Raw genomic sequence first — 16,080 nt, 5'->3', positions numbered from 1 at the left:
GGATAGTTTGTTTTATATAATATTGAGCATTTTTTCTGTCGCCTTAATGGCAGACACGGTTTGATCCGAATCTAAGCCTCTGGTAATAAACTCTCTGTCCTGATCTTGCCAGGTGATGATAGTTTCGCATAAGGCATCAGAATTACTGCCTGGAGGGATCCGAACGGCGTAGTCTGTTAAATTTGGCAATTCTATTTTTCTCTTTTTATAAACTTTTCGCAGAGCGTTCATAAAACCATCAAATTGTCCATCCCCCTGGGCATTTTCCTCAAATGATTCATCGTTTATCGTCACGGAGATTGTAGTGGATGGCTTAAGACCTTTTGAATGTGTAAGGACATAAGAATCTATTATTACTTGATTTTTATAAGCTTCACTATCTAGTACATCCGAAATAATAAAGGGTAAATCCTCTTTGGTTACCTTCTCCTTTTTATCTCCTAGCTCAATAATTCGTTGTGTAACTTTTTTCAACTCCTCATTATTAAGACTAAGTCCTAATTCTTGAAGATTTTTTTGAATATTCGCTTTTCCAGAGGTTTTTCCCAGGGCATACTTTCGTTTTCTGCCAAATCTTTCCGGAAGTAAATCATTAAAGTATAAGTTCTTTTTATTGTCTCCATCAGCATGTATGCCAGCAGTTTGTGTAAAAACATTATCCCCTACAATAGGTTTGTTTGCAGGGATACTAAAGCCGGTGAAGTTAGAAACTAATTTACTGACCTTGTACAAGGAAGATTCCCTTACATTTATTTCAATTTCTGGTAGGAAGTCGTTGATTACCGCAACTACACTTGCCAAGGGAGCATTACCAGCTCTTTCACCCATCCCATTAACCGTTAAATGAAGGCCATGACATCCTGCGTTTATAGCTTCCATGACATTTGCAACACTAAGGTCATAGTCGTTATGTCCATGAAAGTCAAAGTGGAGTTTAGGATACTTTTTTACGATTTTGTCTATAAAACTAAAAGTTTCTTTGTGTGTAAGAATACCTAAAGTGTCGGGCAATAAGACTCTCTCAATTGGCTGCGTGGCTAAAAAATCTAGATATTCGAAGACGTATGCACTAGAATTTCGCATACCATTACTCCAGTCTTCTAGATAAACGTTTGTCTTAATACCTTGTTCTTTTGCCTTCTGTAAAATTTCGGCAATATCGCTGAAATGCTCCTGCGGAGTTTTTTTAAGTTGGAAGGTGAGATGATTTAGAGAGCCTTTGGTTAATAAGTTTTGAACTACCGCTCCGGAATTCTTCATCCATTCTAAGGAAAGGCCGCCATCTACAAAAGTCAGCACTTCAATTTTTTCTAAGTGCCCTGCATCTTTGGCCCAGTCTGTAATTTGAACTACAGAATTGAATTCTCCATCCGAAACACGTGCCGAGGCAATTTCTATCCTATCTACCTTAAGATCTTCGATCAAAAGTCTTGCAAGGGTAAGTTTTTCAGACGCGGTAAAGGATACTCCGGAGGTCTGTTCCCCATCCCGAAGTGTGGTATCCATTATTTCAATCTTCTTTTTAGTCATGGCTTGTCAAAAAACGCTCCATTTAGTATGGAACTTTAAAGAGGAGTTTTAAGTGCATATTCCTCAATTTCGTCTTTCATATTCAACAGATAATCAATATCGTCAAAACCATTGAGAAGATTTTCTTTTTTGTAATCGTTGATCTCGAAATTAGTATTTGCGCCACTTGCCAAAATAGTAAAACGCTGATTTTTCAGGTCTACTTCAAATTCCGTATTGGGATCTGCTTCGATAGCTTCAAAAATTTCATTTAAAAATTCTGCACTAACCTGCACAGGTAGTACACCAATATTCAAGCAATTTCCTCTAAAAATATCAGCAAAAAAACTACTAACCACACAGCGAAAACCGTAATCATATATCGCCCATGCAGCATGCTCCCTTGACGAACCCGAACCAAAATTCTTACCGCCAACTAAAATTTTACCTCTGTAAATAGGGTTATTAAGAACAAATTGTTCTTTCGGGCTATTGTCTGGATTATATCGCCAATCTCTAAAGAGGTTATCTCCAAAGCCTTTTCTTTCCGTGGCTTTTAGAAAGCGGGCAGGGATTATTTGGTCTGTATCTACATTTTCAATTGGTAGAGGTACTGCTGTACTTTTTAGGACTTTAAATTTATCGTAAGCCATTTTTATTGTTTCTTTTAAATAAGGTTATACCGATTCTTCAACCATTAATTCTCTAGGATCTGTAACCTTCCCAGTAACGGCAGCGGCAGCTGCTACAAGCGGACTGGCCAATAAGGTCCTTGAGCCGGGACCCTGTCTTCCTTCAAAGTTTCTATTGGAAGTACTCACTGCATATTTTCCTGCTGGAATTTTATCATCATTCATAGCCAAACAAGCGCTACAACCAGGTTCTCTTAGTTCAAATCCGGCTTGATGAATAATATCTAAAAGGCCTTCTTCTCGAATTGCTTCTTCTACTTTATGGGATCCTGGTACCAACCAAGCTGTAACATGTTCTGCTTTTTTTCTCCCTTTAATGATGCTTGTAAAAGCTCTAAAATCTTCAATTCGACCATTGGTGCAACTTCCCAAGAATACAAAATCAATGCTTTTTCCAAGCATATTATCTCCTTCCTGGAAATTCATATAATCCAGAGATTTTTTGTAAGTGGCAACACCTCCCTCTAGAGAGCCCGAACTTGGTATTCCTCCAGAGATACCCATACCCATTCCAGGATTCGTTCCATAGGTAATCATGGGTTCTATATCATTTCCATTAAAGCGAATTTCTTTATCAAAGACGGCACCTACATCGGTACTCAGAGTATTCCAGTATTCCATCGCCTTATCCCATGCCTCACCTTTGGGTGTAAACTCTCTGTCTTTAATGTAGTTGTAGGTCTTCTCATCTGGTGCAATCATTCCGCCACGAGCGCCCATCTCAATACTCAAATTACAAACAGTCATTCTTCCTTCCATAGACATCTCTTTAAAAATGTCTCCAGCATATTCAACAAAGTATCCTGTGGCACCAGAAGTGCTGAGTTGTGAGATTATATATAAGGCCACATCTTTTGGTGTTACAGCCTTATTTAAGCTGCCATCTATCTGAATTTTCATTTTCTTTGGCTTGGGCTGCATTATGCATTGTGTGGCCAAAACCATTTCTACCTCTGATGTTCCAATGCCAAATGCAATTGCTCCGAAGGCACCGTGGGTAGAGGTATGGGAGTCGCCACAAACAATGGTAGCTCCTGGAACGGTGATACCATTCTCCGGACCAATTACGTGTACAATTCCATTTTTTTCATGTCCCAAGCCCCAATATGGTATATTGTTCTCTATCGCATTATGCTCTAAAGCTCTCAATTGATTTGCCGATAATGGATCCTGAACAGGTAAATGTTGGTTTATGGTTGGCGTATTGTGGTCTGCCGTGGCAAAAGTCCTGTTTGGATATAAGACTTTACTAGCCCGATTTTTTAAGCCTAAAAAGGCCACTGGACTTGTTACTTCGTGCACTAAATGCCGGTCAATAAAAAGTACATCGGGTCCCTTATCAATACTTCTGATAACATGTGAGTCCCAGACTTTATCAAATAGTGTTTTTTTCATAAATCAATTATTAAGAAAATAAGCTTAATGTTCGACTAACAAATGTATGAAGGTAGTTAAAATGATCATTTTCCTGAGGCCCAAAATTACGATGTCCAATTTCATATAATGTGTGTTAAAGCACTGAAAAACAATTGTATAGATAAATTATTAGGCCCTAAATGATTATGTTGACTTGTATGATTTAAACCTTCAATTTAGTAATGCTTTTTTATTTGTATTCTCTGGGATGTTTAATTGCTTTAACATTATAATAGCATCTTTAACAGAAGTATAACAACTGTCCACTTTTACTACCCTTATATTTAAACCACTAACACCTAATATTCAACATTAAAAAACAGTATGATGAACAACAATTATTTTAATGGAGGACTACTCCTAAGCGTATTTATGCTTTTGTTTAGTATTCCTTCCAATTCACAACTAAACATGCCTAGAGGCAGTCAACAGGCAAAAGTTCTGCAAACAATTGGAATTACGGATATTTCTATTTCTTATTCCAGGCCATCTGTAAGAGAACGCGAAATATGGGGAAATTTGGTTCCTTATGGTATGAATAATCTTGGATTTGGTACAGCCCAAGAATCTCCCTGGAGAGCAGGAGCTGATGAAAATACGGTAATAGAATTTACAGATGATGTCTCCATAGAAGGGGAACCTCTGGCAAAAGGAAATTATGGACTTCATATGGTGATTATGGAGGATAATACCGCTGAGATTATTTTTTCTAAGGATTATGAAGCTTGGGGAAGTTACTTCTATGATCCAGCACAGGATGCACTTCGCGTAAAGGTAAATACAAATGAGATTCCACATACAGAAGAACTTACTTATGTATTCTCTGAGATAAAACCAACTTCATCCAAAATATCCCTATTATGGGGCGAAAAAGAGATTCCATTCACCGTAGAGGTGAATGTGACGGCTATTGTAATGGACGACTTGAAGAAAAAACTACAAAACTCTCCTGGTTTTACAAGGCAATCGTGGGAGCGAGCTGCGAACTTCGCATTAAATAATGGAGGAGACTTGGAAACAGCAGAGGCTTGGATTGATGCAGCCATTGAGGGACAGTTTTTCAGTCAAAAGACCTTTAATAATCTTAGCATAAAATCCAGAATATTGGAAAAACAAGGAAATTTAGCTGAGGCAAATGCTACCATGGATGAAGCTCTGGGGATGGCGACGGTATTAGAAACGCATGCTTACGGCCGACAGTTGATTGCTCAAGGAAAAAAAGAAAAGGCATTAGAGATTTTTAAGATGAATGCAAAAAATCATAAAGGGCAATGGCCGGTAGACTATGGTCTTGCCAGAGGTTATTCGGCTAATAATGATTATTCAAAAGCCCTTAAACATCTTGCAATTGCTCAGGAAAGAGCTCCCGATCAAATAAATAAAGATGCCATTGTGAGAAATATGGCATTACTGCAAGAAGGAAAGGATATTAATTAAAACGACTCAGTAGAAAAGAAAAAGAGCCGGATATTCTTCTTCGGCTCTTAACTAATATAATTCCAAATATCTTTTTTTTGAAGAAATTGCTGAAAGGCTATTTTAATATTTTGATTCGAAGAATTTTCTAGTTTTGGATCTTCTTTTAATAATTGTTTTGCACAGAATCGGGCTCGTTGAAGCAAGGTATTGTCTTTAACAATATCGGCAATTCTCAAATTTAGAATACCACTTTGTTGCGTACCCATAAGATCTCCAGGCCCCCTTAGTTTTAGGTCTACTTCGGCGATCTCAAACCCATCGTTAGTACGTGTCATAGTCTCAAGTCTTGTCTTGGCTTCAGAAGACAATTTATGACCGGCCATTAATATGCAATAACTCTGTTCCGCACCTCTACCAACTCTTCCTCTTAGTTGGTGCAACTGGGTAAGGCCAAACCTCTCCGCACTCTCAATAATCATTACAGATGCGTTGGGCACGTTTACACCCACTTCAATGACCGTTGTGGCTACCATAATCTGTGTTTTTCCTTGTACAAACCTGTCCATCTCATAGTCCTTATCTGCGGCTTTCATCTTTCCATGTACAATAGATATTTGATAGTTTGGCAATGGAAAATCCCTTATCAGACTTTCATAACCATCCATAAGGTCTTTGTAATCTAAAGCTTCAGATTCTTTAATTAGGGGGTAAACAATATATACTTGTCTTCCTTTTCTGATTTCATCTCGAATGAATTGAAAGACCTTTAATCGATTTTTATCAGACCTAAGTACCGTTTTAACAGATTTTCTTCCCGGAGGTAGTTCATCAATTACGGAGATATCAAGATCTCCGTATAGACTCATTGCCAAGGTTCTGGGAATTGGGGTGGCTGTCATTACCAGAACATGAGGTGGAATAGCATTTTTATGCCAAAGTTTGGCTCTTTGTGCTACACCAAACCTGTGCTGCTCGTCAATTATTGCCAATCCAAGACTTTTGAACCTAACTTTCTCTTCCAAAACAGCATGTGTCCCTATAAGTAAGTTTAAAGTCCCATCTTCTAAAGCGCCATGTATTCGTTTTCGGTCTTTTTGCTTTGTTGATCCCGTCAGGATTTCAATATTTACCGGAAGTTGTCCAAGTAATTCTTTTATCCCACTAAAATGCTGGTTGGCAAGGATTTCTGTAGGCGCCATAAGACAAGCTTGGAAGTTGTTATCGATGGCAAGTAGAATGGCCATTAGCGCTACAACAGTTTTTCCAGAGCCTACGTCGCCCTGAAGAAGTCTATTCATTTGAGCATTACTTCCGAGATCCGATCTAATTTCCTTTACTACTTTTTTTTGTGCAGAAGTCAGGTCGAAGGGTAGATTGTTTGTGTAAAAATTATTAAAAAGAGTTCCAACTTTTGGAAATCCATGCCCTTTTATTTTACGTTTTCTCGCAAGTTTATTGGAAAGAAGTAATAATTGTAAGTAAAACAATTCCTCAAATTTTAATCGAAACTGTGCCCTGTTTAGATATTCTATGTTTTTGGGAAAATGAATGTGGAACATGGCTTTTGATTTGCTTAAAAGTTTTAGCTGTTCTAGAAGATTATCGGAAAGTGTTTCTCTAAAAGAGCCCGGCATTTCTGTAAAAAGCTGCTTCATCCATTTTCCAACTACTCTATTTGATATTCCTTTGGCAACTAATTTTTCAGTGGATGGATATATAGGTTGCAAGGCTACTTTTATCCCTTTTTGATGCTCGCTTAGTAGTTCCATTTCTGGATGAGGCATAGAAAAAACACCATTAAACCAGTTAACACGGCCAAAAATAACATAGGCGGTGTTAAGCTTTATATTCTCCTTGATCCAACGTTGTCCTCTAAACCAAACCAATTCCATTTGCCCGGTAGTATCCTCAAATCTGGCAACTAATCTACTTCCCCTTTTTTGCTCAATTGTTCTAAGATGTACTATTTTACCAACTAATTGTATTTCAGCATTTCCCTTTAGAAGCTCTTGAATGGTATAGTATTTCGTTTTATCTATATACCTGTGAGGGAAATGGTGAAGCAGGTCGCGATAACTCTGTATGTTAAGCTCGGATTGTAGTATACTGGCTCTATTAGGTCCTACGCCTTTTAAATAGCTTATTGGAGTTTGCAAATAGCTTCCGTTCATAAAACGAAAATAGTAGTTCGCGCATACAACTGCAATACAGTAAAATGCTAAATTTGAATTATTCAATTACGAATACCTTTTATGAGACCCCTTATATATCTTTTTATATCTTTTTTTAGCTGTGTTATATTTTGTCAGAAGCAATCAAATATTGATTTTGTTCAAGCGGATATTTCAATTACTATAGACACCCTCTCGTATAAAATAAATGGCTCTGTGAAATACCGTTTGCTAGTTAAACAGGATAGCGATTCTCTTTTCCTGAACGCGGTAGATATGAAGTATACTTCCCTTCTTTTGAATGGAAAAAAAATTCCTTTTAAAGAAGAACACAATAAGCTTATTATATGGAATAAGTTTAAGAAAAATAAAAAGTATTCCATCGCTATTGAATATGAAGTGATTCCCAAAAACGCAGTATATTTTATTGGTTGGGAAGGAACAAAGGCTAAAAATCAGATATGGACTCAAGGACAGGGTAAGGAAAATAGTCATTGGGTACCATCTATAGATGACATGTCAGACAAGGTTCTATTTAACTTAGAAGTCACCTTTAATTCTGATTATGAGGTTATTGCAAGTGGCAAGCTGTTAAAAACAAAGACAAAAAATGGACGTAAGAGATGGAAATTTAGTATGCTATCACCAATGAGTAGTTATTTGCTGGCCTTTGTTATTGGGAACTATAATAAAAGCGAACTAAGCAGTAAATCTGGCATTCCTATAATCCTTTATAGCTATCCTGAGGATAGTCTGAAGATAGAGCCAACTTATAGATATTCGGAAGAGATATTTAATTTTATGGTAAAGGAAATCGGTGTGCCTTTTCCATGGAAGGTATACAAGCAGGTTCCAGTGCGAGATTTTCTTTACGCAGGGATGGAAAACACTACAGCTACAATCTTTGCAGATACTTATGTAATCGATTCTATTTCTTTTTTAGATCGAAATTATGTCAATGTAAATGCGCATGAGTTGGCACATCAGTGGTTTGGTAATATGGTTACTGAAAAGGATGCTAGTCATCATTGGCTACATGAAGGTTTCGCAACCTACTACGCCTTATTAGCCGAAAAACATCTATTTGGGGAGGATTATTTTTATTGGAAACTTTATGATACTGCATTACAACTACATAATTTAAGTTTGGAGGCCAAGGGAGAGGCTCTTACAAATCCCTTAGCGAGTAGTATAACATTTTACGAGAAGGGGGCATGGGCACTTTTTATCTTATCAAATAAGCTGGGAGAGGAAGTTTTCAAGCTAGGAATGCAGACCTATCTGCACCGATATGGTTATCAGACAGTCACAGTGACCAACTTTTTAGAAATACTAGAGGAAGTTTCTAACACCTCATTAAGGGACTTTAAAGAAGAATGGTTAGTAGGTACGGTATTTCCTTATGACCAAGCTATAAAATTACTTAGGGACCAATCAGAGGATATTAATGATTATTTAGATTTAGAACGTTTGCTTATCACAGAAAGCGAAAAAAACCAAGAAGTAATTCAGCCATGGTGGAAAAGCGCATCTGAAACACAGAAGGAGAGGGTATTATTAAAATATCGAAAATCCATAGATATACCCTTCCTAATAAATGTTTTTGAAGAAAATAATCTCCTAGTCCGCAGGGCGCTGTCTGTTTCTAAAGATCGAGTTCCCCAGGAATTGAGGACTTATTTTGAATCCCTCCTGAATGATAAGAGTTATGTTACCCAAGAAAATGCACTTTATAGACTTTGGATTTCCTTTCCAGAATACCGCAAATCATATCTTGATAAGACCAAAGAGACCTATGGCCTGCCAAATTATAGTCTTAGGCTGCTTTGGCTTTCTTTGGCGCTCATAACCAAAGATTATGCTTCAGATGCGGATTTACAGAACTTTGCCAGTGAGTTGTTTGGGTATACTTCCCCTCAATATGCCTACGAAATCAGGCAAAATGCCTTTGGCATGATTATAAGTCTTTTTCCTTTACGGGATAATAATTTGATAGATCTAATGGAAGCTGCCGACCATCATTTTTGGCGATTTAGAAACTATGCTAGAAAACTTTTAAACGATCTGTTAGCGGACGAGAATGAAAAGGAACGTATCTTAGAAATATTAAAGGATACTAATAATTCTAATTTGCGCTATATTAAAACTAAAGTTAAAACTAAATGAGAGCCTTAGTTATTTCTGGGGGGGGAAGTAAAGGAGCATTTGCCGGAGGGGTAGCCCAATACCTAATGGAGGAATTAAAATACAAATATGACCTCTTTCTAGGGACTTCTACCGGAAGCTTGCTTATTTCACACTTAGCTCTGGGCGAAATTGAAAAAATAAAACAGGTTTATACTTCGGTAGATCAGCACAGTATTTTTAGCAACTGTCCCTTTATTATTCAGAAAAAACATGGAATGGATACCATTGGTATAAACCATTGGAATGTTTTAAAGAATTTTTATAATGGCAGTCTAACTTTTGGAGAAAGTCACAATCTTTTGACACTAATTAGAGAAACTTTAAGCCTTGAAGAGTTTCGAGTATTAAAAAACGATTTTAAGGATATAGTGGTTACCGTCTCCAATCTTTCATTAAACACGGTAGAATACAAGTCTATAAAGGACTTTGGATACGATGACTTTTGTGAATGGATCTGGATTTCTTGCAATTATACACCATTTATGACTCTTGTGCGAAAAGATGGTTGCGAGTATGCCGACGGTGGACTTGGAAGCATGGTACCCATTGAAGAAGCCATAAAAAGAGGTGCAACTGTAGTAGATGCTATTGTTTTACAGACAGAAATTACTCATCTGAATAGACTTCCTTCTAAAAACCCTTTTGCATTATTAACTTCCATGTTTGCTTTTATGCTCGACAGAATTGAAAGACAAAATATTAGAATTGGCAAATTTGTAGCAAACAACCACGATGCCATCATTAATTTTTATTACACTCCAGTAGTACTTACTACTAATTCTTTAATTTTTGATAAAGATAAGATGACGAAATGGTGGGATTCTGGCTTTGCTTTTGCGCAGTCTAAAAACCAACAACTAAGCGCAATAGATCCAGAACATGAAACTTAGATCTTTTTTATTTACCAGAGTTCCCCTATTTCCTTTTTAACATAGGCCAAGGCAGTTGCCGAAGGGGACTGTTTATCCATAGTAGCATTTAGAATGTCTTCTCTTAATTTGTCAGCGTTGTCCGATTCGCTCATTCCGGCCTTACGTATAGATTGTATTGTAGCATTCTTTGCAGCCTTAATTATATTCCAGCATTCATCAGTCATATATATTTGCTGCGAAAGATTGTGATCAAATTCTTTTTCAATGGTTCTGGTAAGTAATTGCTCATAGTCGTTTTTGTTAGTAGATTTGGGAGCCACTCTAACTACCAAACTGGGAATAGCAATTCTCTCTAAAAATAGTGCCATTCTCTCATAGGCCTGAAGTCTAATTGGGAGTGTATTTTTCTGTGAATCTTTATGCAAGAGAAACCTTCTCCTTCCTTCTTCGTTGCGGGTATGAAGTCTAAAAAAATAAAAAGCAACAGCGCCTGTAACTACTGCTGGTAAAAGAAAAGCAAAGAGTTGAAATATTCCGTCTCCAGTCATTTTTGAAGTAATTTAGTTTGGTTATGCACTTACAACGATGAATTGCAAAAAAAATTATTCTCCAACTACGGCTAGGCCCTATTCAAATACATTGTTGGCCTATTTCTTCATATTTTGCCTTAATTGGAGATAAAAAGAATTAAAATCCGGATGGATTTTAAACCTAATTGTATTTGAAGGGTTGGTAGTTCTGGTTAGAATCATTCTATCGGACGGAATAGCATGCGTTTCTCCAAAGGCGGTAATAAGAGAACCACTTTGTGCTAAAACACTGGCATAACTACTTGTTTCGGCTGTCTGATTTTCAATGCTCATTATCATCTGCGGATTAGACTTTAGGACAGATGCGATTTTAGCAATTGTCTCGTCTGCATTACCCTTTAGTTTTGTGGTATTTCCATTGCCATCAAAAAGAGAGCTGTATGGCATAATAACCGTAATAGCTCCTTTTTCTACACCGATGTTTGCCGATTCTCCCAAGGTTTGTTTAAAATTGGTCAGCACTATTAACGAAATAGAATCATTGCTGGTCAAAGATTCATTAATGAATTTTAATTCTTCCTCTTTTTTTCTAAGGGTTTCCATTACCCCACTTAAATTATCCAACTTCTGATTAGACTGCTCTGTAAAATTGTTTAGATTGGTCAAGAGAGTAGCATTATTCGCCTGAACTTCTGCTAGCTGAGATTCATAAGAAGCGGCTTGGGCCTCACTGACCTTTGCATTCTTTTTTGCTTCTACTAATTCGGTTTTGGTGGCTTCCAACTCGGACTGCAGATTATTTACTTCTGCCATTAAATCTTTCTTACTTTGGGCCGTTAGACCTAAGCCTGTAAGGGCCAGAATACAGGCTACAAATATTCGTTTATTCATGAGTTACATGGATTTTTAAATTAGTCTCAATTCTCTAAGTGGAAATACAGCCCACAAAAATAATCTATTTTAGGTAGCCGAGGTATTTTTTAACTTGTTCCAATCATTAATTGTTGTTTAAATAGTCCATAGTTAACTCCGTAAGAGCCTTAACTCCTAACAGAAGGCCACTGTCGTCTATTTTAAAATCAGGGGTATGGTGAGGAAAAGCCTCTGTATTCCCTGGAGTCATTCCTCCAAGAAAAAAGAAGAATCCGGGTACTTCTCTCTGAAAATAAGAAAAATCCTCTGCCCCGGTAATTGCATTCTGTGTTAGAACATTTTCCTTTCCCGCAATTCTTTCCAGGGTAGGAATCATTTCAGCAACCAATGCGGGATCATTATACGTAATATCAGTAGAGTTTTCAATTACAATGGTAGCTTCTCCATTATATGCTTTTGCAATATCCCTTACCATTTCTGTCATTCTTAAATTCACCTTTTTTTGCATATCGTAATCCAGAGTTCGGATGGTACCGATCATTTCGGCGCTTTCTGGAATGATATTGGAACGAACTCCGGCTTGAATTTTACCCACAGAGATAACAACAGCTTCCTTGGTAAGGGTGACTTCTCTGCTAACAATAGACTGCAATCCGTCAATTATTTTCGCGCTTATATATATAGGATCAACTCCTGACCACGGCTGTGAACCATGGGTTTGTTTTCCACTTACGTTTATCACAAAGCGTTGTGCTGCTGCCATAGCACCACCCGACTTATATCGGATAACCCCAACAGGCGTAGCTGAATTTATGTGCAAACCAAAAATAACATCAACATCCGGATTTTTTAAGACCCCCTCTTTTACCATTAACAAGGCTCCGCCTTCTTCTCCAGGTGGCGGACCTTCTTCTGCCGGTTGGAAAATAAACTTTACCGTACCCCTTATCTTATTTTTATTTTTGGACATGATCTCTGCTACACCCATCAAAATAGCTGTATGGGTGTCATGACCACAGGCGTGCATAACCCCTACTTTTTTTCCTAGAAATTCTGAGGTAACCTGCGATTTAAATTCTAGATCATTACGTTCCGTGACAGGCAGGGCGTCAATATCTGCTCTTAAGGCAACTACCTTTCCCGGTTTACTTCCCTTAATAATTCCTACAACTCCTGTATGAGCAACTCCCGTTTGAACCTCGATTCCCAAAGACTTCAGATGTGCACTAATTTTTTCTGCTGTCTGAAATTCTCTATTCGACAATTCTGGATTCTTGTGGATCTCTCTCCTCCAGGTTATGACTTTTTCTTCCATAGAATTATATATTTCTTCGGACAAGACTTGTTGAGAAAACAAGGTGGTTACTGAGAGCAGTAAAATGATAAATACATGCTTTTGCATAGGTAATATATTAGAATTTAATTAGACGATAGCCTTGGTTTTGAAGCAGAATAAGTGCCGTCATAGCGGAAAGCGCAAGCTGGGTGCCCTCTATGGTTTCCGTTATGGGTATTTCCCTAGAAAGGGATGATTGCCCACAAAAAATAACAGAAACATTTGCCTTTAGTAGACCTTCTATTAATTGCTGATTGGGATTGTCAACACTGTATTTTGTTTCATAAAACTTACTATCTAAAAGATCTTTAGAAGCCATATTATGCACCACCAAAGCAACTTTAAGGTTTTCTAAAGGAACCCCTGCCTGTGTATGCATATTTAGGAAACGAGCAGCGGTTTCTATACTTCGGTTTAATTCTTTAGGCGAATCCGGACTATTCATTATGTCGAAGACCACTTTATAAACTGTATTCTTTTGTGTAGTAAAATCTGGATTCTGTACCGACCATACTGTCCCATAATCTTTGAGGATAGGTCCGGATTTTTTTTCTTGAGCCTGTATTGTAAGACAAAAAAGCAAAAGAAATAAAAGTCCGATAAGATATGTCTTGTTAGTCACCATAAGCTATATTTTCTAAATATATTCAAAATGCAATGAAATCTAAACCTTTCCTATGAATTATTAAGTCACCATTTTTTCCTCAAAGGAAATATGGCTAAATTCACAGCATAAATTAAATGATGTTTTGAGCAATTTTATTGATGAATTAAATGAAGCCCAGAGGGGACCTGTTTTACAGAAGGAAGGGGCTTTAATGGTAATTGCGGGGGCGGGTTCTGGTAAGACCAGAGTACTAACCTATAGAATTGCCCATTTAATGAGTCAGGGGGTAGATCCGTTTAATATTCTTGCTCTGACATTTACGAATAAGGCGGCAAGGGAGATGAAGAAGAGGATAGCCACTATTGTTGGGGGTTCGGAAGCAAAGAATCTCTGGATGGGGACGTTTCATTCTGTTTTTGCCCGCCTATTAAGATTCGATGGTAATAAATTAGGCTATCCTAGTAATTTTACTATATACGACACCCAGGATTCTCAACGTCTGATCTCCTCAATTATTAAAGAAATGGGATTAGATAAGGATGTGTATAAATACAAGCAGGTTCAAAATAGAATCTCGTCCTATAAGAATAGTCTTATCACCGTCCGGGCGTATTTCCAGAACCCGGAGTTAATGGAAGCAGATGCCATGGCAAAGCGTCCTAGACTTGGGGAGATTTACCAAAACTATGTAGACCGTTGCTTTAAGGCAGGAGCTATGGATTTTGATGATTTACTACTTCGTACTAATGAGCTTTTGAATAGATTTCCGGAGGTGTTGATGAAATATCAAGAACGTTTTAAGTATATACTTGTAGATGAGTATCAGGATACAAATCACTCCCAATATTTAATAGTAAAGGCATTGGCCGATAGATATCAGAACATCTGTGTGGTTGGAGACGACGCGCAAAGTATTTACTCTTTTAGAGGGGCAAATATTTCAAATATTCTGAATTTTCAAAGAGACTATGATGATGTAAGTGTCTACAGATTGGAACAGAATTATCGATCAACTAAAAATATTGTGAATGCTGCGAATACCATTATTGCACATAATAAAAATCAACTTGAGAAAGTAGTCTGGACAGATAATGACGAAGGTTCCCCAATCAGAATACATAGGAGCCCAACTGATGCCGAAGAGGGCCGCTATGTAGCGGGTTCTATTTTTGAGCATAAGATGCAAGAGCAATTGCCAAACGGAGATTTTGCGGTATTATATAGAACCAATTCTCAGTCTAGGGCTATTGAAGATGGTTTGCGCAAAAGAGATATTCCCTATAGAATATATGGGGGCTTATCTTTTTATCAAAGAAAAGAGATTAAAGATGTATTGTCGTATTTGCGATTGATCATAAATTCAAATGACGAAGAAGCTTTAAAAAGAGTTATTAATTTTCCGACAAGAGGAATTGGACAAACCACTATAGACAGGTTAACCGTTGCAGCCAATCAGTACAACAAGTCTATTTTTGAGATCATGGAACACCTATCCCAAATGGATCTTAAAATTAATTCAGGGACAAAACGCAAGTTAGAAGACTTTGTAATTATGATCAAAAGTTTTCAGATTATGAATGAAAGCACAGATGCTTTTACTATTGCTGAACACGTTGCAAAAAAAACAGGCTTATTATTAGAATTTAAGAAGGACGGTACTCCGGAAGGAATTGCCCGAATGGAAAATATTGAAGAACTTCTAAACGGTATCAAAGACTTTGTGGAAGGACAGAAAGAATTGGCAGAGGCTAAAGGTGATTTAACAGAGTTTCTTGAAGACGTAGCCCTTGCTACAGACTTGGACAAAGATACTGGCGATGAAGACAGAGTAGCATTGATGACTATTCATTTGGCGAAAGGTTTGGAATTTCCTTATGTATATGTAGTGGGGATGGAAGAAGATTTGTTTCCTTCTGCTATGAGTATGAATACACGAAGTGAATTGGAAGAAGAAAGAAGACTTTTTTATGTAGCGCTGACAAGAGCAGAAAAGCAAGCTTATTTAACCTATACTCAGAACAGGTATAGATGGGGTAAGTTAATTGATGCAGAGCCTAGTAGGTTTTTAGAAGAAATAGATGAAAAATATGTGGAAAACCTCACCCCAGTAGATAGCTATAGATTTAAGCCTTTGGTTAGTTCAGATATTTTTGGGGAGGTGGATAAATCTAAGTTTCGACAGGTAAAACCAACTAATTCTACGCCACCAAATTCTATTTCTCCCAATGCCAGTCAGCTTCGGAAATTAAGAAAGTTAAAACCACAACTGGCAAATCCCACCGAAAACACTAAAGAGCAACTCAATTTAGCAGAGGGTACCTTGGTTAATCATACGAGGTTTGGCAGAGGCAAAGTGCTTAAAGTTGAGGGCGTGGGGAATGATAAAAAAGCAGAGATAAGATTTGAAAAAGGAGATATAAAAAAGCTTTTATTACGTTTTGCTCGTTTAGAAGTGATTAACTAAAAAA

Annotated in this window: 12 protein-coding genes; 4 read left to right on the top strand and 8 right to left on the bottom strand. The window is 37.4% G+C overall.

What is annotated here, in order from left to right:
- Positions 1-12: 12 nt before the first annotated feature.
- Genes PXG98_RS14815 through leuC form a run of 3 tightly spaced genes read right to left on the bottom strand, consistent with a single transcriptional unit; the run spans position 13 to position 3,596 of the window.
- Positions 13-1,530 (bottom strand): alpha-isopropylmalate synthase regulatory domain-containing protein, encoded by a 1,518-nt coding sequence (locus PXG98_RS14815; RefSeq protein ID WP_276392345.1) that lies wholly within the window; start codon positions 1,528-1,530, stop codon positions 13-15.
- A 35-nt stretch (positions 1,531-1,565) separates the two neighbouring features.
- Positions 1,566-2,162: a 3-isopropylmalate dehydratase small subunit gene (leuD, locus tag PXG98_RS14810; RefSeq protein ID WP_276392343.1), complete on the bottom strand. Its 597-nt coding sequence runs from the start codon at positions 2,160-2,162 to the stop codon at positions 1,566-1,568.
- Between the two features lie 24 nt (positions 2,163-2,186).
- Positions 2,187-3,596, bottom strand: coding sequence for a 3-isopropylmalate dehydratase large subunit (gene leuC / locus PXG98_RS14805; protein WP_276392341.1), 1,410 nt, complete (start codon positions 3,594-3,596; stop codon positions 2,187-2,189).
- A 345-nt stretch (positions 3,597-3,941) separates the two neighbouring features.
- Between leuC and PXG98_RS14800 the strand changes: the two genes are divergently transcribed.
- On the top strand, positions 3,942-5,054 hold the full coding sequence (locus PXG98_RS14800; RefSeq protein ID WP_276392338.1) for a DUF2911 domain-containing protein: 1,113 nt from the start codon (positions 3,942-3,944) through the stop codon (positions 5,052-5,054).
- 47 nt (positions 5,055-5,101) lie between these two features.
- Here PXG98_RS14800 and recG read toward each other — a convergent pair whose 3' ends face one another.
- Positions 5,102-7,207 carry an ATP-dependent DNA helicase RecG gene (gene recG, locus PXG98_RS14795; RefSeq protein ID WP_276392335.1) on the bottom strand — a complete coding sequence of 702 codons (2,106 nt, stop codon included), beginning with the start codon at positions 7,205-7,207 and terminating at the stop codon, positions 5,102-5,104.
- 81 nt (positions 7,208-7,288) lie between these two features.
- On the opposite strand from recG, the gene PXG98_RS14790 reads away from it, so the two are divergent.
- A complete protein-coding gene (locus tag PXG98_RS14790; protein ID WP_276392333.1) occupies positions 7,289-9,373 on the top strand; it encodes a M1 family metallopeptidase in 2,085 nt (694 codons plus the stop codon).
- Positions 9,370-10,284 carry a patatin-like phospholipase family protein gene (locus tag PXG98_RS14785; protein WP_276392331.1) on the top strand — a complete coding sequence of 305 codons (915 nt, stop codon included), beginning with the start codon at positions 9,370-9,372 and terminating at the stop codon, positions 10,282-10,284. The genes PXG98_RS14790 and PXG98_RS14785 overlap by 4 nt, the downstream gene beginning before the upstream one ends.
- Positions 10,285-10,295: 11 nt before the next feature.
- Here the strand turns inward: PXG98_RS14785 and PXG98_RS14780 are convergent, their stop codons facing one another.
- From PXG98_RS14780 to PXG98_RS14765, 4 genes are all read right to left on the bottom strand, one after another.
- The gene (locus PXG98_RS14780; protein WP_276392329.1) at positions 10,296-10,814 is read right to left on the bottom strand and encodes a DUF7935 family protein; all 519 of its coding nucleotides are present in this window, start codon (positions 10,812-10,814) and stop codon (positions 10,296-10,298) included.
- Between the two features lie 99 nt (positions 10,815-10,913).
- Positions 10,914-11,687, bottom strand: a complete 774-nt coding sequence (locus PXG98_RS14775) for a hypothetical protein (RefSeq protein WP_276392326.1) — start codon at positions 11,685-11,687, stop codon at positions 10,914-10,916.
- A gap of 106 nt (positions 11,688-11,793) precedes the next feature.
- Positions 11,794-13,071 carry an amidohydrolase gene (locus PXG98_RS14770; protein WP_276392325.1) on the bottom strand — a complete coding sequence of 426 codons (1,278 nt, stop codon included), beginning with the start codon at positions 13,069-13,071 and terminating at the stop codon, positions 11,794-11,796.
- A gap of 10 nt (positions 13,072-13,081) precedes the next feature.
- On the bottom strand, positions 13,082-13,630 hold the full coding sequence (locus PXG98_RS14765) for a DsrE family protein (RefSeq protein ID WP_276392324.1): 549 nt from the start codon (positions 13,628-13,630) through the stop codon (positions 13,082-13,084).
- 124 nt (positions 13,631-13,754) lie between these two features.
- Here PXG98_RS14765 and PXG98_RS14760 point away from each other — a divergent pair, with 124 nt between their 5' ends.
- Entirely contained in the window at positions 13,755-16,076 is a 2,322-nt protein-coding gene (locus PXG98_RS14760) for an ATP-dependent helicase (protein ID WP_276392323.1), read from the top strand.
- Positions 16,077-16,080 lie beyond the last annotated feature (4 nt).

The sequence above is a fragment of the Eudoraea chungangensis genome, from assembly GCF_029360665.1.
Taxonomy (GTDB): domain Bacteria; phylum Bacteroidota; class Bacteroidia; order Flavobacteriales; family Flavobacteriaceae; genus Eudoraea; species Eudoraea chungangensis.
This window is presented reverse-complemented; position numbering and strand designations above follow the sequence as displayed.